This window comes from Mesorhizobium sp. P2_C7, from assembly GCF_056404515.1.
Genome location: NZ_JBFUDW010000012.1, coordinates 200668 through 218410, shown reverse-complemented (window position 1 = coordinate 218410; position 17743 = coordinate 200668). Strand labels below are relative to the sequence as shown.

The window sequence follows — 17743 nt, the reverse complement described above, 5'->3', positions numbered from 1 at the left end:
GGGCTTATTCGGCGTCCTTGGCGGCCTTCTTTTTCGGCGCGGCCTTCTTCTTGGGCTCTTCCGCGTCGTCGGCCTTCTTGTCGTCAGCCTTCTTCGCGGCGGCCTTCTTCGCCGGCTTCGCCTTGACGGCGGTATCGGCCTCCTCGTCGTCGGCCATCAGCTCTTCCTTGCTGACCTTGACATCGGTGACCGAGATCTGGCCGAGCAGATGGTCGACCACCTTCTCCTCGAACATCGGCGCCCGCAGCGTGTTCAACGCTTCCGGATTGCTGCGGTAGAACTCGAAGACTTCCTGCTGCTGGTTGGCCGGATAGCGGCGCACCTGCTCGAACAGGCCGCGCTGTAGCTCCTCGTCCGACACCGTGACGCCGGCCTTCTCGCCGATTTCAGCCAGCACCAGGCCAAGACGCACGCGGCGCTCGGCAAGACGCAGATATTCGGCACGTGCCTCTTCTTCCGTCGTCTCTTCGTCGGCGAAGGTGCGGCCGGCCGCTTCCAGGTCGCGATTGACCTGGGCCCAGATGTTGTTGAACTCGGCGTCGACGAGCTTCGACGGCGCCTCGAACGAATAGGACGCGTCGAGCTGGTCGAGCAGCTGGCGCTTGACCTTCTGGCGCGTCATGGCGCCGAACTGGTTTTCGATCTGGCCACGCACGACGTCGCGCAGGCGCTCCAGCGATTCCAGGCCAAGGTTCTTGGCGGTCTCGTCGTTGATTTCCAGTTCGCCGGGCTGGGACACTTCCTTGACGGTGACGTCGAAGGTCGCTTCCTTGCCGGCAAGATGCGCCGCCTGGTAGTTTTCCGGGAAGGTTACGGTGATCTGCTTTTCGTCACCGGTCTTGGCGCCGACCAGCTGATCCTCGAAGCCCGGGATGAACTCCTTCGAGCCCAGCACCAGCGGCTGATCGGTGCCGGCACCGCCATTGAAGGCCTCGCCGTCGATCTTGCCGACATAGTCGATGGTGACGCGGTCGCCATTGGCGGCCTTGCCGGTCTTCGGCTCGTAGCTGCGTGCCGATTCGGCAACGCGCTGGACCTGCTCGTCGATCTCGGTGTCCGGCACGTCGAACACCTGGCGCGTCACCTTGATGTCGGAGAAATCCTTGATCTCGATCGCCGGAATGATCTCGTAGTTGAGGCGGAACTCGAAGTCGGCGCCGCCGGCCAGGATCTTCTCGGCCTCCTTCTCGTCCTCGGTCATGATGACCTCGGGCTGCATGGCAGCTTTTTCGCCACGCCCGGTAATGATCGTGCGGGTCGAATCATTGAGGATTTCGTTGACCACTTCGGCCATGAACGACTTGCCGTAGACCTTGCGCAGGTGCTGCACCGGCACCTTGCCGGGGCGGAAGCCGTTGATGCGGACCTTGTTCCTGGCGTCCGAAAGCCGCGCCATCAGCTTGGCTTCCATGTCACCGGCCGGCACGGTGACCTTGATCTCGCGCTTGAGACCGGAGTTGAGTGTTTCGGTGACCTGCATCGTAAAACCTTTGTTTTCACCAATGAGACTGCCACGGCCTCTGCCGCTCACAGCCTGCCGGTATAATCTTGCCGGGAATGGCTTTTGGTACGGAACCTGGCGATTTGACCGAAAATACGGCTCAAACTCTCCCAAACTGCGTTCCAAAATGTGAATAAGTTCTTGTTTTTCCTACTTCTTATCACATTTTGCAGAAGCGGATCGTCGCGTCCCGTCACATTCGACACGCCTTTTGTCACAGGCGAGGCTAATTTTCAACCATCTTCGCATTTCGGCGAACAACCAACATTTTTGGCCCTGACCCACCTTTGGTCCTGACCCCAACACTTGTTCCCGACATTGACAGAATGATGGCTACATGGGATTGCCGGTCCATGCGGATGTGGCGGAACTGGTAGACGCCCTGGATTTAGGTTCCAGTGCCGAAAGGCGTGGGGGTTCGAGTCCCTTCATCCGCACCAATTTTTTCGCCAATGACCGCTCCGAATGAGATCCAACTTTCAAAGAAGGCTCTTGAAATAGGTTGTTGACAGGTTCTTACTTGCAGCAGGCAGGTTGGGGCTCTGTCGGGCTGTGCGTGTAGTTTCTCTAGTTCTGGCGGTAGGGTCAATTGTCGCGGCAGCAACATGTAAGGTTGAGGCCCTAGAGTACACGCCTGTTTCGTCTCCAGGGCAGCAGCCGTTTCTTGTTGTTTCCGGCGAGTTCAACGACAATGAACCCCTGAACGCTTTTAGTAACGCGGTTGTGAGCAGCGGGGCCAGGACGATCGTATTCAACTCCCCCGGCGGCAATGTCGGCAGCGCGCTTCGGTTGGGGCGTATGATCCGCGCGGCAGGGTTGGATACGCTTCAGCTTCGCCAATTGCAGTGCGCTTCAGCCTGCTCACTGGCCTTCTTGGGTGGCGTCCACCGTGGTGCCGAACCAGGTTCTATCGGCATTCATCGGGCTTGGTTGAAATCGGTTGACGGGATGTCCAGAGAAGAAGCAAAGGCCCGTGTCCAGCTCGGAACGGCCGCAATCACATCCTATGTAGTCGAGATGGGAGTGGACCCCGAGCTGATGGAATTGGCATCGAGCTATGACAAGCATGACATAAGATACCTATCGGCCAGCGAAATGGCAGAGTTGCGTGTGACCAATATCGCAGCGAACCAATCGCCCGCAGATACATCGCAGGTGTCGACGAGGCCAGATCCTTCGCCTGCGCCTGCGCCCGTGCCCGCACCCGACGCAAGGCAACAGGCGGAGAGCGCTGCGGTCGCCTTCGTCAAGGATCTGATCGAGCATCATGGCGACAACGACGATTTCGCTCTTGCTCAAGTTCAGGCGTCCTACGCTCGCACGGTCGACTATTATGGCAAGTTGACGAACCTGAGTTCGATCATTCAGGACAAGAGGAACTATTACCAGCGATGGCCCGAACGGGTATATAACGTCCGCAATGACAGCACTGTGGTCACCTGTGCAAACGATCGCTGCATGGTTTCTGGCGTCTATGACTGGGTTGTGCGCAGCCCCTCGAGACACAAGCAGGAAAAAGGCGTAGCAGACTTTAGCTACACAATATCGATTGGTCCCTATCCCAAAATCATCGCCGAGACGAGTAAGGTCCGGAGTTGATCAGCAGCGTTCTCCATCCCTGAGTCAGTGAACTTTCTTGCGAAAAGATCTGTTTGGCTATTTCGTATAGTGGCACACGCCCCTCCCGGTGGGGTACCACAGTTGATACAAAAATGAGTCCATTCCGGTGCCGCGCTGCCGCAACGCAACTGCATCTCGCATGTGGTGTCCAGCGATGATTGTTCAATTGACAGTGTGCCGTCAATTGATCCGGCCGTCGCCGCTGCGTTCGCCGTTCCGGCAGCGATCGCCCGATACCGCGCCGTGCTCGGGCTATCTCAGATCGGCGTGACCTCACTCCTCTGACGCGTTCCGAAGCCTTGGCAAAGGAGGACCGGTGCAGGTTCCAACGCCATCCGTCGACAGGCACACAACCGATGACCGCGACCGTCCTGGCATCAGTGCCTACGCCTCGAACGCTCTCCCTGTGAACCACGCGGCCAGGTTCGCCAGTTCAGGCCCCAGCACGCGATCGTCGCCGACAGGCGGCACGATAGCTCTGATGTCATCGACAAATGGCTGCAGCGCCGGCGGCGGCGCGCGTTCGGTGACGTGCAGCGCCTGCGAGGCCATCATCGCCAGCATCGCCATTGCCGCATCGACGCAGCGGCCCGCGGTCGCCTCCTTGGTCCATGCGAAGAACGCCGTGGTGGCGACGTCGTCCTGTCCGGCACCGGCCGATTCCGTTCCCGGAATGAAGGTGCGTTGCGCGGCGAGCTTGGCCTGCTCGAGATAGCCGGTTATCGCCATCGGCACATAGCCGACACTGCCGTGGCCATCGCTGTCGGCCCAATGCCGCCCGGTCATCAGAAGATCGGGCAGCAGCGACACCTTGCCGTTCAAAAGCTTGGAGGCATGACGGTCACAGAGCAGGCATATGTCGGCCCATATGGCCGCCAGATCGTCCAGCGCCGGCGTCGCCATGGCGTTGTGATAGCCGCCGGTGCTGATGCAGCGGCCAAGCGGATGTGCGTCGTCCGGCGGGATGTAGACCGGATTGTCCGATATCGCGGCCAGCGAGACGGTAGCCGCCCGCTCGGCGGACGACAGAGCGCGATGCGCATGGCCGAGAACGCGCGGCACGATGCGATAACTGACCGGCGCCTGATAATTGCGCCGGCCGTCTCCGGCGCCGACCAGAAATTCCCGCAACCCCTGGAGGGCCGCCGCTTCATGGTCGTCACCCCAGAGCGTATCGAGCGCCGCGTCGTAGTGCTCGAGCGGGGTGCGAAACGCTTCGATCGACAGTGCGAACACCTTGTGCGCCATGCGGATGCGGCGGCGAGCCGCGAGCGCCGCATCGGCCACCAGCGCGGCGGCGCAGGGCGAGCCGTTGATCAGTGAGCCCCGCTCCTTGACCTCGAGGTCGAAGCGCGCCGAAAGCTCGGCAAACAGCGGATAGAGCGCCAGGATCTCGCCGGCCCCGCCCTGGCCGGAGGCCGGTACCGTTGGCATCGGGCCACCGTCGAGCATCGCGGCAACGGCGAGCGCGATGCGCGGCGTGGTGGCTGCGTTGCCCTCGATGAAGTTGGTCAGCCGGGCAAGCGTGATCGCCCTGACCACCCGATCGGGCAAGGGATCGCCGAACGAGGTGGCGGCGGCGAACGCCTTGATGCGCGCATGGCGATCCCGCTCGTCAAGTTCGAGCTTGCGGCTCGCCAACTCCCCCATGGCGGTGGTTACGCCATAAATGACCGGCGGCGGATCGGATTCGATAAGCCTGAGGAACGAGGCTCGGCATTCGGCGATGCGCTGCAACGCCTTCTCGCCGATCTCCACCGTCTCCTTCTTCCAGGCGACGCGGAAAACCGTGTCGAGGTTGATGTCTTCACGCGTCGACAGGGTGATTGGCATGCTTGTTACCGTCCAAGTGGGAGACCGCCGAGGGCGTCTGTCGACTATACCTGCGCTCCAGCCAAAGCAGTCTCGCGGGTAACAATTCGTCTTGCGATGAGCCGCCGGCAGAAGCGCCGGCTGGGCTGTTCAACAAATCTGAAACTCAGCCACGAGACCAAAAGCGTTGCAACGACGGCGGCGGCGAAGGCCAGTGAGAAATTCAAGGCCGGGTAGAGGTTGTAGATGACGGCGAACCCAACCGGCATGTGCAGCAGATAGAGCGAATAGCTGATGTCGCCAAAGAAGCGGAATGGTTGAGGAACGGTCTTTGCCGTCCATTGCATGCACAGCCAGAACACGATGATGGCCAACGGATATGTTGCCAAAATCGGGAACAACGAATCGTCGAGCAGAACCTGGGGCCGCCAGATGCCCCACCAGATGCCCACCCGCACCGCATAGAACAAAAAGACTTCAGCAGCACCCAGAGCCATCGCCATCTGGCCGCTGATACGCTGCTGACGAAACAGGAAGAAGAGGCGGCCGATCAAGAACAGCGGCAGATACCCAAGCGGCGAGAATTGCACGGCAGGGGTTCCATTGATGTTCGCGCTAGCCATGATCGCATAAGATGCAGCGGTCAGTATGAGCGTGGACTGGAGTGGTTTGCTCCTCATCATGGGCGCGATGCACCAGACCATAATATAGAATACGACCTCGGGGAAAAGCGTCCAGGTCACGGGCAAGACGTGCCTCCCGATCCCTGCGAACTGATCCACCAGAAAGAATGTCCTCGCATAGTCGGCGAATGAGAACGGAATGGGCACGACCGTCCCGACATAGGTCCCGATCACAGTCGCGATAAGGGCGAACAAGATAGGCGGCCACAGGCGAAACACGCGCTTGATGGCGAAAGACATCCGGGTCTGTTCCTCGACCACATAGCTGATGATGAAGCCGCTGATCAGGAAGAAGATCACCACGCCCAGGTGGGCGCCATTTTGGTACAGCCCAAGCGGTGTCCCCAACAGGCGTTGGAAATACCTCAAGGGCGTCCAGTCGGCGTGGTAATGCCAGACGGTCAAGCCCGAGAGATGCAACCACATCACAGGCAGCGGAGCGACGCCCCTTAACAGGTGGATGAACTGAATTTCGTTTCGATGAGCGCCCATTCTGGCTGTCCCTCTAATAGAGGGGTTCCTCGAACAGTATCTTGTCGCCGTCCACCAGCGCCTTGATCTGCGCGGTGCCGTCGCCCGCGAGGGCGAGGCGGATGCCGAACGGGCGCACCCGCATGTCGTTCTGGATCGCCGTCCCCTCGCCTTCCGGCAGATAGAAGCGCTCGATGCCGTAATCCGGGCCGATGGTCATGCCTTCGCTGCGAAGATCCCAGCCCTCCGCGACGTGGCCTGATATGTCGGCCTCGTCGGCAGCGGCCGGCGTCGGCGCCTTGCCGAACCATGCAGTGGTGGGCTGCCAATAGCCGTCGGCACCCTTCTTCAGGCGGACGACGATCGGCGTGTCGTCACTCGAATATTTGTCGGCGGGGATGTTGGCGATCATTTTCACCGGTATGCGCGAAATCGGATAGCCAAGGATAATGTAGTCGCCGCGCAGGAGATCGCGCGGATCGACGGGTTCGATCTTCAGCAGCACTTCCTTGCCGTTGCGCAGGATCGCCGCCCGGCCGGCGATGATCCAGCTCAAAAATCCGATCTGGACGAGCGCCAGCACCAGCGCCGAGATGATCAGCCTCTTTCCGGTCATCATGCCGTGGCTCCCTTGGCGGCTGGGCCCTTCATGCGTTTTTCGATGCGGATGATGACGACCGCAAGGATGCCGAGCAGCACCGCGGCGGCCAGGAAGAAGCCGGCCGTATCGAGCATCGATTGCAGCATCACCACATAGATGATGGCGATTTCAAAGGCGAAGCCGGCATAGGCAAGCCAGCGCAACCCGCGGCTTTCCCGCCCGGCCAGCACGATTGCCGCGACGATGCCGGCCAATGCAATCACCGAAGCGATGGCGAATCCGCTGTTGTAGGTGCTTTCATCAGCCAGTTCGAACTGGACCATTGCCAGGCCGGTGAGGAAGCCGAGCAGCGCGTGCAAGGGCAAGCGGCCGCCGAGCTGAACGATGTTGTCGACCGGCTCCGGCGCAAAGACTGATGCCGCGAACAGCAGCGCCGAGACGATGACCAGGGGGATCGCCACCTGCAGCGTGGCGTGGTCCATGCCAAACAGGACGAGGTAGAACAGCAGCGACAGGATGATCAGGTGCCGCGCCGGCTGGCTGCGGGTCCAGAACGAGACTGCAAACAGCACGATCGCCATGACCACGAAGAGATGCGGAAAATCGCTGCGGCTGTAATAGTCGAAGCCTTTCAGGAACAGCCAGGCATCGGCGATGCCGACCGCAGCGACAGTCAGCGGGTTCGAACGCAGCGCGACCGCCGCCAGTGCCGTGCCCGCGCCCCAGGTGACCAAGGCCGACGCCTCGTCGCCCGAGAGATGATACATCTGGCCGATCAGCGCGATAGAACCGCCGAAGGCCGCCGCGGCCACGATCCACAGCGCCTCGCCGATCGCCGCATGGCCGCGCGTCTTCAACAGCGCGCCGCCGACATAGCCGCCAAGGATGATGGCAAAGAGTGCCGCGACCCGCGCCAGCCTTGGGATCGCATCCCAGTTGGCGGCGACGAAAATCAGGATGGCGGCGCCGAACAGCAAGGCGGCCATCATCGCCAGGATCGAGCCGAAGCTGAGCGATTTGCGCTCGTTTGCCTCGACATCGCGCGTCAGGGAATCGGCGGTCGCGGCGTCGATCAGGCCGGCCTGCCGCCAGCGCGCGATATCCGACCTCAATCGTGACGAATAGCCCGCCATGCCGCTTCTCCCCCAGCTTGGTCTTTTTTTCAGCCGATCCGGTCAAACCGTTGACGCAACGGCATTTTCCGATTCGGGTTTCTTTGTGTCAGGTCCGTGAACGCGCGTTAATGCTGCATTGCACAATTTGCATTGCTGCCATGCAGCCATAGCGCTTTTAAATCGATATAGGCCCGCCTATCTATGCTTCGTACACAAAGACGGAATGATCCGAAAGAAAGACGAAACGAGAAATACCATGAACCTGATCCGCAACTACCGCAACTGGCGCCGCTACAGGGACACCGTGTCCGAGCTGAGCCGCCTGAGCAACCGTGAACTGACCGACCTCGGCATCAGCCGCAGCGACATTCCTTACGTCGCTCGCAAGGCGGTCTAATTTCTTCGGACCGCAAATGGTCCGAACAGTTTTGAAAAGAGAAAGACAATGAACCTGATCCGCAACTATCGTAACTGGCGCGTTTATCGCGAGACGGTTACCGAGCTGGGTCGCCTTTCGAACCGTCAGCTGCATGATCTCGGTATCGTCCGCGACGAAATCAAGATCATCGCCCGCCGGGCGATCTAACCAGAATTTCGCCAGGGTCGACCTCCTCCCCGACCCTGACGGATCCGGTCAACCTTCACCTCCTCCCGAGGGTTGACCAACAAAACGGCGCCCGCCGCACCTCCTCCCGCGGCGGGCGTTGTTCCCCAGGGGCAAAACGAATTCTGCCCCAGAGGTTTCGCCCCTTTCAAAAATGGCGAAAGAGATTTCGTCAAAGCCGACCTCCTCCCCGGCGATGACGAATACGGTCGGCCTTCACCTCCTCCCGAGGGTCGACCCCAAAAACGACACCCGCCGGACCTCCTCCCCCGGCGGGTGTTGTTGTTTTCAGGGGTTGGTTCCGCCGCAGCCGCTTGACCTGCGCCACGCGCGGCAATTGCAATCATCGCTCCAAGCGATTATTCCGGCGCTCATGAGCAAAACTCCCATCCACATCATCGGCGGCGGCCTCGCCGGTTCTGAAGCCGCCTGGCAGGCAGCCGAGGCTGGCGTGCCCGTCATCCTGCACGAAATGCGGCCCGTTCGCGGCACCGATGCGCACAAGACCGATGGCCTGGCCGAGCTGGTCTGCTCCAATTCCTTCCGCTCCGACGACGCCGAAAACAACGCCGTCGGCCTGCTGCATGCCGAAATGCGGCTGGCCGGCTCGCTGATCATGAGCGCCGGCGACGCCAACCAGGTGCCGGCCGGCGGTGCGCTTGCCGTCGACCGTGATGGTTTCTCCGACGCCGTGACGAAAAAGCTCGAAGGCCATCCGCTGATCACCATCCAGCGCGAGGAAGTGCCGGGCTTGCCGCCGGCGGACTGGGACCAGGCGATCATCGCCACCGGGCCGCTGACCGCGCCTTCGCTTGCCCAATCGATCGCGGAGGCGACCGGCGCCGATGCGCTGGCTTTCTTCGACGCCATCGCGCCGATAATCCACTTCGACACGATCGACATGGACATTTGCTGGTTCCAGTCGCGCTATGACAAGGTCGGCCCGGGCGGCACCGGCAAGGACTACATCAATTGCCCCATGGACAAGGAGCAATACCTTGCCTTCGTGCAGGCGCTGGTCGACGGCCAAAAGACTGAATTCAAGCAATGGGAAGGCACGCCCTATTTCGACGGCTGCCTGCCGATCGAGATCATGGCCGAACGCGGCGTCGAGACGCTGCGTTATGGGCCGATGAAGCCGATGGGGCTGACCAATGCGCACAATCCAACGGTCAAGGCCTATGCCGTGGTCCAGCTGCGGCAGGACAACGCGCTGGGCACGCTCTACAACATGGTCGGTTTTCAGACCAAGCTGAAGCATGCCGAGCAGGTGCGCGTGTTCCGCACCATACCGGGTCTGGAAAACGCCGATTTCGCCCGCCTCGGCGGCCTGCACCGCAACACCTACATCAACTCGCCGACCTTGCTCGACGCTTCGCTGCAGCTGAAGTCGCGACCCGGCCTGCGCTTCGCCGGCCAGATCACCGGCTGCGAGGGCTATGTCGAAAGTGCCGCGATCGGCCTGCTCGCCGGACGCTTCGCCGCCGCCGAGCGGCTCGGCCAGGCACCGTCCCTGCCGCCACTCACCACGGCCTTCGGTGCCTTGCTCAACCACATCACCGGCGGCCACATCGTCTCCGATGACGAACCGGGAAAACGCTCCTTCCAGCCGATGAACGTCAATTTCGGCCTGTTCCCGCCAATGGAAGCACCGAAGTCAGAAGGCAAGCGCCTGCGCGGCAAGGACAAGACCGTCGCCAAGCGGCAGGGGATAACCGCACGGGCGCGCGCCGATTGCCGGCAGTGGCTGGGGCTGGCATCCCAAGTGGAAGCAGCCGAGTAGCCCTGCTCCTCCCTTCAGTGCGGTCGCACATCCGCGACCGTTGGCCGTGGCAAGTTGAGCATCGTGGTTGCTGCCGCGAACACCGCGTCCGCGATGTGGGCATGGCCTTCCGCGGTCGGATGGAACGGACCGCCCAGGCAAACCTCAACCAGATCGAGCAACGCCCAATCCTGCGGCGGCGGTGGCGTGCCGCTCGCCTTGGACTGCACGAAGAGGCAGATGTCGTTGATGGTGCGGAACCAGCGCTCGCGCGGCGCGTAGGCACGCGTGTCGCGAGACGCCTTGAAATCGGCATCGCGATAAGCGGAAAATGGCTCGAATTCCGACCATTTGTCCGGTCGCGGCCCGTCCGCATGGTAGTAGGGCAACATCAGGCTCTCGGCGGCCGTGACGCCGCTCGACGGGTTCTTTTGCGCGCAGATCCCATGCTTGGCGAACGCGGCACGCTGGGCATCGACGAAATGCCAGTTTCCCGCGTGGGCAGCCTCGCGCGTCGCCGGGTAAAGCACATTGTTGGCGAAATCGCTGATGGGACGCAGCGTCGGTACGTCGATCGACAGCACCCCGCCGACATTGAAGCCTTCAAGCCTTTCACGCGGCGTGGCTTCGCCACAGAGCCTTCCGTCCTGGTTGAATTCGATCTTGGGAAACGCGGTCAGCACAATGTTGGGCATTCCACCGTTGCTGGCGATGGGCAGCGGCGCCAGCGCCTTTCGCAAGGCGGCAAAGCGCGCCGGCAACTCCTTTGCGCGGTTTCGCGCCGTGGCGACATCATGCGCCTTGGCGATCCGCGCGACAGTTCTAATGACTGACGCGCCGAGGGCGTCGGCGCGCAAGCTGCTGTTGACGTTTGCGTATGGAGGCCTTGTCTTGGTCAGCGCTTCCACGATGAGCGGTGTGAAGCCGACATCGTTTCCACCGATGGACACGATCAGCATGTCGATCGTGCGCAGGAACCGCCCCGGTTTGCAGTCAAGGAGTTTGGCGCTGCGCAATGCGTGGCCTTGCTCGTCGGTGAGCGGCGTGTCGAAAGCCACTGTACGGGTTGCATGCGTGCGCAGCAGATCATCACGGCACAGTTCGATCATCAGTCGATCGATCTGCGGCAAGTTGCGACGCAGTTTGCCGCCCGGCGAAAAATAGGAACTGTTGACTGCCTTAACCCCGGCATAGGGAAAAAGCAGCCCTTCCGTTACTTCGGCTCCCGAGCAGGCAAAGCCGAGAAACGTCACCGCGCTGTGCTTGGGATCGGCAAGAGCGACCTGCAAGGCGGTACGCAGATGATAGCTATAGGCCGAACGGTGGCATTTGCGGTCGAGCCAGCCAGCCGGCGCATTCTGATAGCGCACCGGCAACGAATAGGCCGGCACCGATTTGATCGCTTGGGTGTCGGGGTCATAGACGAAGGAGATGTTGAGAAGTCTCCGTCTTGACAGCGGATCGATCTCGACCGGCGTATCGGGATTGCCTTCGCCCGACGAGAAACTGTCGCCGATACCGGCGATGAGCCGGTCGCGAACCCAGATGGAAGGTTGCGAAAGCACCATGCCATTCGGCAAGGTCACAGACACATCGACACCGCGCGCTGCTTCCGGGATATCTGGTTCAAAGGGAATGCGTGCTTCAAAGAGCGCGGCGCAGGGCTGTTCCGCCGTCGCCGAAAGCCGGCCACGGCCGGCAATGAAAATCGGCCGCGCGGCTTGCCATCGTCAGATTCCGGCCGGCGCATCCGTCAAGCTGAAGACAACGGTGTGCCCTTGCGGGCGCACGTAGTCGGTACGAAGCGCGGTTCCGAAACTGTCGCTGGCGCAGGACGAATGCCACTGTTCTCGGGCGTCCCAGCAGGTGGAGCGGCGACGATTGACAGGGTTCGCCCAGCCGCGTTCGGGCCGGCCCGCGCCCTTGGGATTCGGATAGAGCGTGGCGTCCTGTTTGTACCACTCACGCAGCCAACGCGGATCGTTGAGCAGCCGTTCGAGATCAGAAACCGCCGTAGCCGTTAAGGCGCCGCCATGGGTTGCCATGACCTCGGCCATGGCTTCCCGCTGCATATCAAAATCGGTGGTTTCGGTGAAATACCGGAAAGGATGCTTGACCCGCCAGTCGATGGCTGGCGCCGCGTAAGTCAATGTTGTGGCGAGCAGAAAAAAGCAAGTGGATACAAGACGAAGCATGATCACCACCCTCAAAAGTACTAGGATGTCAAAAATAATACCAAGCCATCATGCTGTCAAATTGCCACAAGGTCGTAGTTTACTTCACTACTCGGCCGGCGCAGCACTCGCCTCCGGTAAGCCCGGCTTGCCGGCTTCGCCCGGATTCCGCCTGACATAGGCGGCTTTCAGGCTCTCCGAGGTTTCGCGCGAGCCGTCATGGCTCCAGCCCGGCGGCTTGATCAGGTAGTTCAGCCGATCGCTCAAGGTCAGCCCCGGTGCAAAGGCATCCTTGAACATGCCGATCCATTCGTGGAACGCCACTTTCAGCGGATTGAAGGTGCCAAGGTTCTTGACGATGCCGTAGCGGGGCCGGTCCTCTTCCAGCTCTTCGACGAAGCTGCCGAACAGGCGGTCCCAGATAATCAGTGTGCCGGCATAATTGGCGTCGAGATAACGCGGATTGGTGGCGTGGTGGACGCGGTGGTGCGACGGCGTGTTGAAGACGAATTCGAACCAGCCCCACATCTTGCCGATCGTCTCGGTGTGGATCCAAAACTGCCAGACCAGGTTGAAGCCGAAGGTGAAGGCAATCACCGCCGGATGGAAGCCCAGCAGCACCAGCGGCGCCTGCAGCACGAACATGAAGGTGAACAGGCTGGTCCAGCTTTGTCTCAGCGCCGTCGACAGATTGTAGTGCTGGCTTGAGTGGTGGTTGACGTGCTCGGCCCACACCCAGCGCACCCTGTGCGCGATGCGGTGGTAGACATAGTAGCGCAGGTCATCGAGCAGGAAGGCAGCCAGGAACACCCAGACCGACAGGCCGAGATTGAAGACGCGGAACTGCCACAGCCACAGCAGCGCCCAGTAGGACACCACGCCGAGCAGCAGCCCGGCGTCGACATTGCCGGTGCCCATCATCAGGCTGGTCAGCGTGTCGCGCGTCTCGAACGAGCCCTTGGCGCGGCCGCTGCGCACCAGCCAGAGCTCGATCAGGATCGCGGCAACGAAGAACGGGATGGCCAGCTGGGTGACCTGCGGAAAGTTGTAGCTGTCCATCACGTCGCCTCCCCAGCGGAATTGGAATGTCGCGGCTCAAGCGCTTTCAGCAAGCCTTGCGCATCTGTTGCGCTGGCAAAGCGAAAGCGGCCGCCCTTCCAGGTGAAGTCGGCAAGCCGAAACGAGACCGTGTCTGCGTCGCCGGCAGTCAAACCCGTGACGTCCCGAGATGTGACGATGCGGGTCAAAAAACAGTCGCCAACGCTGTGAACGATGCCGGTGCGCCCTCGCCCAAGATCCAGGAACGCCGTCCCGGCATCAGCCGTCAGGCGAACTGTTGCGGCCACCTCGTCGGGAAAATCTTCGGCGAAACGGCTCATCGCCTGATCCGTGCCGGCAAGCGTGGCCGTCTTGCTGCCGCCGGTGAAATGTACGGCGGCGACCGACAGCGCAATGCCAAGGGCGACGATCGCGACCAGCAAAGGCAAACTCATGGATGCAGCATCTCCTCCGGCCGGTCTGTCGTCTTTGGCAACAGTTTTGGCCGGGAGACTCCTTAACATGATTGACGTTTACGTCAAAGTGCCGGCCAGCCCTTGCCCGCGCGACGCAGCAGCAGCCAATGCCTGTGCAAAGCCGACAGCCGCGCCACGCCATCGAGCGGCGAACCACTCTCCATTTTCCTGAGATAGGCACGCGACAGGGCCAACGGCAGGAATGCCTGATGCAACGAGACCGGCAGAGCCGATGCGCCTTGCTCGAAGGCGGAAAGATGGTCGCGCGCCAGCGCCATCATCGCTGCCACCGCACGTTTGGCGCCAGGGCCACCATCGCCGGCAACAAACTCTTCCGGCGACGATCCAGCCGCGGCCAGGATATCGGCCGGGACAAAACATTGCCCGCGTTTGCGGTGCAGCGGCAGCAGAAGCAGCAGGCCGGTCATCGCCTGCGCACAGCCTGCCCTACCCGCCAGTTCGGCAAACCGTGGCGCCGCGACGGGATCGAGCACCATCGCCGCAAGCTGGATGAGTGCGGCTGCCGTCTCGCCGCAATAGCCTTCCAGATCGGTTCGCGACGGCATCGGATCGTCGTAGAGGTCGAAAATGCGCGCGTCGAGCATGTTGTCGAAGGCGGGTTTCGGCAGGCGGAAGGCGGAAATCGTCGCCTTCAGCGCGTCGGCAACGGGGTGGCCGATGCTTGCGCCGTCATCTTCAGCGGCAATGACATCACGCCACCATTGCAGCCGCACCTCGCCAGGCAGTGCTTCGTGGATGCGATCGCGAATGCCGGCGATCTCGGCATTGAAGGCGTAGAGCGAAAGCAGCGCATCGCGCTTGTCGGCCGGCGCGTAGAGTGCGGTGAGATAGCGGTCATGGTCGGCGGCGCGCACCGCATCCATGACGATTTTGGCATTCTGAGACATGTCAATCGACGGCGATGAGCGCGGCGGCCACGGCGCGGTCTTCCGCCAGCAGGACATTGTAGGTCCGCACCGCGGCACCCGTCGACATCGGATCGGACGCAATGCCTGCCGCCTTCAACGCGGCCCGCAATGCTGCCGGCAATGGCCTGAGTTCCCTGCCCATGCCGACCAGCAGGATCTCGACCTTGTCGGCTTCGGCCAGCAGCCTGTCGAAATCCGCCGCCGTCAGCGCCAGGGGATCCGCCGGCTCCCAGCCATGGATGCCGGATGGCAGGCAGAGCAGCGAGCCGCGATGCGACATGTCAGCGAAGCGGAACCCGCCATTGCCATAGGCCTCGATCGGCGCGCGGCCGGGGAAATGCGCCTCGCGGATGACGATGCCTTTGCCGGTCACCGTTCTGTCACCCCTTCGGGACCGCGCGTCAGGTCGCGACCGCCTTGCTGCCGCCGACCGGCTTCTGCTCGTCGCTTTCAGCCTGTGGCCGCAGCTTGAACAGGATCAGCAGCGGTGCCGCGATGAAGATCGACGAATAGGTGCCGAACACGACGCCGAACAGCATGGCCATGGTGAACGACCGGATCACCTCGCCGCCGAACAGCACCAGCGCCAGCAGCGCCAAGATCGTCGTCACCGAGGTCAGCGTCGTTCTCGACAGCGTCTCGTTGATGGCGTTGTTCAGGAGTTGCGGCAGCGGCATTCGCTTGTATTTTCGCAGATCCTCTCGAACGCGGTCATAGACCACGATCGTATCGTTCAGCGAATAGCCGATGATGGTCAGGATCGCCGCCAGCGACGACTGGTTGAATTCAAGCCCGGTGATGACGAAGAAGCCGAGCGTCATGACCACATCGTGCACCGTCGCGACGATGGCGCCGACCGCGAACTGCCACTCGAAACGGAACCAGACATAGACCAGGATACCAACCAGCGCGACCAGCATGGCGATGGTGCCTTGCTTGGCCAACTCGCCGGAAACCGTCGGGCCGACCACTTCGACACGGCGGAAATCATACTGGTCCTGCAGTTCGCCGCGCACCTTGTCGATGACCGTCTGCTCGGCATTCTCGCCGCCATCCTGCGTCCCGACACGTATCAGCACGTCGTTCGGCGCTCCGAACTGCTGCACCTGCACTTCGCCGATGTTGAGTTCCGTCAATCTGCCTCTGATATCGGCAAGATCGGCGTTGCCGGTCTTGGCCTGCACCTCGATCATCGAACCGCCCTTGAAGTCGATGCCGTAGTTGATGTCGACGGTCATGAACAGCACGACAGACAGCACCGACAGGACGCTCGACAGCGCAAACGTCCAGCGGCGAATGCCCATGAAGGGGATCTTGGTGCCCGGCGGAATGAAGGTCACCGGCGCCTTCGGCAACTCCTTCGGGCGCGCCCGGCGCAACCAGATCGAGACCAGCAGGCGGGTGAAGGTGAAGGCGGTGAAGACGGTGGTCAGGATGCCGATAGCATAGGTGATGGCAAAGCCCTTGACCGGCCCGGTACCGAGATAGAACAGCACCACCGTGGCGATCAGCGAGGTGACGTTGGAATCGACGATGGTCGCCAGAGCCTTCGAGAAACCGGTGTCGATCGCCTGGATCACGGAGCGGCCGTTTCGCCGTTCCTCGCGGATACGTTCGTAGATCAGCACGTTGGAATCGACCGCCATGCCGATGGTCAGCACGATACCGGCGATACCCGGCAAGGTCAGCGTTGCGCCAAGCAGCGACAACAGCCCGACGATCATCGCCACGTGCACCGCCAACGCGATGTTGGCGAGGAAGCCGAGGAAGCCGTAGGCAACGAACATGAAGGCCACGACGAGGATCGAGCCGATGATGCCGGCGACCTTGCCGGCATGGATGGAGTCCTGGCCGAGCCCTGGACCAACGGTCCGCTCTTCGATCACCGTCAGCGTCGCGGGCAACGCGCCGGCGCGCAGCAGCACGGCGAGATCGTTGGCGCTCTGGGCAGTGAAATTGCCCGAAATCTGGCCGGTGCCGCCGAGGATCGGCTCGCGGATCTGCGGCGCCGAAATCACCTGATTGTCGAGGATGATGGCAAACAGCTTGCCGACATTCTGTGCCGTGGCCTGGCCGAAGCGCGCCGCACCTTTCGAATCGAAGCGGAACGAAACCACCGGCTCGTTGTTCTGCGAATTGTATGTCGCCTGGGCATCGACGAGATTTTCGCCCGAAACGATGACGCGGTTTTCGATCAGGTAGGGAACCGGTGGATCGTCCTGCGAATACAGCACCGAAGAGCCGGCAGGCGGGCGGCCATTGAGCGCGTCCTGCACCGGCATCGACTGGTCGACCATCTGGAACGTCAGCTTGGCGGTCTGGCCGAGGATTTCCTTCAGCCTTTGCGGGTCCTGTAGGCCCGGCACCTGGACAAGGATACGATCGTCGCCCTGCCGCTGCACAATCGGCTCGGTCGTGCCGAGTTCGTTGACGCGGCGTTCGACCACTTCGATCGACTGCGTCAAGGCGGTCGACGTGCGGTATTTGATGCCTGCATCGGTGACGTTGAACTTGAGCAGGCCGGGCTCGGAATCGTCGAGCGTCATTTCCTGGATGGAGCCGCCAGTGAACAGGCCGGCAGCGACGGGATCAGTCAGCGACTTCAACGCTTTCTTTGCGGCATCGAGCTGGGCGGGATCGGTGATGCGGACCTGCAAGGTCCGACCCGTGCCGGCAAGCCCGGTATAGCCGATCTTGGCGTCACGCAGCAGCGTCCGGATTTCGTCGCGCGTCGTTTCCAGCCGGTCCTTGATCAGGTCGTTCTGATTCATCTCCAGCAGGATGTGCGAGCCGCCCTGCAGATCGAGGCCGAGCGTCATCTGGCGCTTCGGCACCCAGCTGGGGAGTTGGGCCAGCGTGCTGGCGGAGAACAGATTGGGCGCGGCGAGGATCACTGTGATGGCCACGGCCACCCAGATCAGGATCATCTTGAAGCGCGAAAAATAAAGCATATGGCG

16 protein-coding genes and 1 tRNA gene are annotated in these 17743 nt (G+C 61.7%); 5 read left to right on the top strand and 12 right to left on the bottom strand.

Annotated elements, in window-relative coordinates; translation table 11 throughout:
- Positions 1-4: 4 nt before the first annotated feature.
- Positions 5-1480, bottom strand: coding sequence for a trigger factor (gene tig / locus AC1D2G_RS24165; protein WP_477417107.1), 1476 nt, complete (start codon positions 1478-1480; stop codon positions 5-7).
- 376 nt (positions 1481-1856) lie between these two features.
- On the opposite strand from tig, the gene AC1D2G_RS24160 reads away from it, so the two are divergent.
- Together AC1D2G_RS24160 and AC1D2G_RS24155 are read left to right on the top strand one after the other, a co-directional pair.
- A tRNA-Leu gene (locus AC1D2G_RS24160) sits at positions 1857-1941 on the top strand.
- 112 nt (positions 1942-2053) lie between these two features.
- Positions 2054-3100, top strand: coding sequence for a COG3904 family protein (locus tag AC1D2G_RS24155; RefSeq protein ID WP_477417105.1), 1047 nt, complete (start codon positions 2054-2056; stop codon positions 3098-3100).
- A 405-nt stretch (positions 3101-3505) separates the two neighbouring features.
- Here the strand turns inward: AC1D2G_RS24155 and AC1D2G_RS24150 are convergent, their stop codons facing one another.
- Genes AC1D2G_RS24150 through AC1D2G_RS24135 form a run of 4 tightly spaced genes read right to left on the bottom strand, consistent with a single transcriptional unit; the run spans position 3506 to position 7821 of the window.
- Positions 3506-4954 (bottom strand): aromatic amino acid lyase, encoded by a 1449-nt coding sequence (locus AC1D2G_RS24150; RefSeq protein WP_477417103.1) that lies wholly within the window; start codon positions 4952-4954, stop codon positions 3506-3508.
- 44 nt (positions 4955-4998) lie between these two features.
- Positions 4999-6108: an acyltransferase family protein gene (locus AC1D2G_RS24145; protein ID WP_477417101.1), complete on the bottom strand. Its 1110-nt coding sequence runs from the start codon at positions 6106-6108 to the stop codon at positions 4999-5001.
- A gap of 13 nt (positions 6109-6121) precedes the next feature.
- Positions 6122-6706 carry a GDYXXLXY domain-containing protein gene (locus AC1D2G_RS24140; RefSeq protein WP_477417099.1) on the bottom strand — a complete coding sequence of 195 codons (585 nt, stop codon included), beginning with the start codon at positions 6704-6706 and terminating at the stop codon, positions 6122-6124.
- Positions 6703-7821 carry a DUF2157 domain-containing protein gene (locus AC1D2G_RS24135; RefSeq protein WP_477417097.1) on the bottom strand — a complete coding sequence of 373 codons (1119 nt, stop codon included), beginning with the start codon at positions 7819-7821 and terminating at the stop codon, positions 6703-6705. Before AC1D2G_RS24135 ends, AC1D2G_RS24140 begins: the two co-directional genes overlap by 4 nt.
- Before the next feature lie 238 nt (positions 7822-8059).
- Here AC1D2G_RS24135 and AC1D2G_RS24130 point away from each other — a divergent pair, with 238 nt between their 5' ends.
- The 3 genes from AC1D2G_RS24130 to trmFO all read left to right on the top strand — a co-directional run bounded on the left by AC1D2G_RS24130 (position 8060) and on the right by trmFO (position 10190).
- A complete protein-coding gene (locus AC1D2G_RS24130) occupies positions 8060-8200 on the top strand; it encodes a DUF1127 domain-containing protein (protein ID WP_013531315.1) in 141 nt (46 codons plus the stop codon).
- 48 nt (positions 8201-8248) lie between these two features.
- Complete coding sequence (locus AC1D2G_RS24125; RefSeq protein WP_019858543.1) at positions 8249-8389, top strand: DUF1127 domain-containing protein; 141 nt, start codon at positions 8249-8251, stop codon at positions 8387-8389.
- A 391-nt stretch (positions 8390-8780) separates the two neighbouring features.
- Entirely contained in the window at positions 8781-10190 is a 1410-nt protein-coding gene (trmFO, locus tag AC1D2G_RS24120) for a methylenetetrahydrofolate--tRNA-(uracil(54)-C(5))-methyltransferase (FADH(2)-oxidizing) TrmFO (RefSeq protein WP_477417096.1), read from the top strand.
- 14 nt (positions 10191-10204) lie between these two features.
- On the opposite strand, the gene AC1D2G_RS24115 is transcribed toward trmFO, so the two are convergent.
- From AC1D2G_RS24115 to secDF, 7 genes are all read right to left on the bottom strand, one after another.
- Entirely contained in the window at positions 10205-11755 is a 1551-nt protein-coding gene (locus AC1D2G_RS24115; RefSeq protein WP_477417094.1) for an SGNH/GDSL hydrolase family protein, read from the bottom strand.
- Positions 11756-11899: 144 nt separating this feature from the next.
- Positions 11900-12364: a hypothetical protein gene (locus AC1D2G_RS24110; RefSeq protein ID WP_477417092.1), complete on the bottom strand. Its 465-nt coding sequence runs from the start codon at positions 12362-12364 to the stop codon at positions 11900-11902.
- Positions 12365-12451: 87 nt separating this feature from the next.
- Positions 12452-13402, bottom strand: a complete 951-nt coding sequence (locus tag AC1D2G_RS24105) for a sterol desaturase family protein (RefSeq protein ID WP_477417090.1) — start codon at positions 13400-13402, stop codon at positions 12452-12454.
- Positions 13402-13836, bottom strand: a complete 435-nt coding sequence (locus tag AC1D2G_RS24100) for a hypothetical protein (RefSeq protein WP_477417088.1) — start codon at positions 13834-13836, stop codon at positions 13402-13404. The genes AC1D2G_RS24105 and AC1D2G_RS24100 overlap by 1 nt, the downstream gene beginning before the upstream one ends.
- 83 nt (positions 13837-13919) lie before the next feature.
- Positions 13920-14765, bottom strand: coding sequence for a phytoene/squalene synthase family protein (locus AC1D2G_RS24095; RefSeq protein ID WP_477417086.1), 846 nt, complete (start codon positions 14763-14765; stop codon positions 13920-13922).
- 1 nt (position 14766) lies between these two features.
- Positions 14767-15159, bottom strand: a complete 393-nt coding sequence (locus AC1D2G_RS24090) for an Mth938-like domain-containing protein (RefSeq protein WP_477227409.1) — start codon at positions 15157-15159, stop codon at positions 14767-14769.
- Positions 15160-15187: 28 nt separating this feature from the next.
- Positions 15188-17737, bottom strand: coding sequence for a protein translocase subunit SecDF (secDF, locus tag AC1D2G_RS24085; protein ID WP_477417084.1), 2550 nt, complete (start codon positions 17735-17737; stop codon positions 15188-15190).
- Positions 17738-17743: the final 6 nt, after the last annotated feature.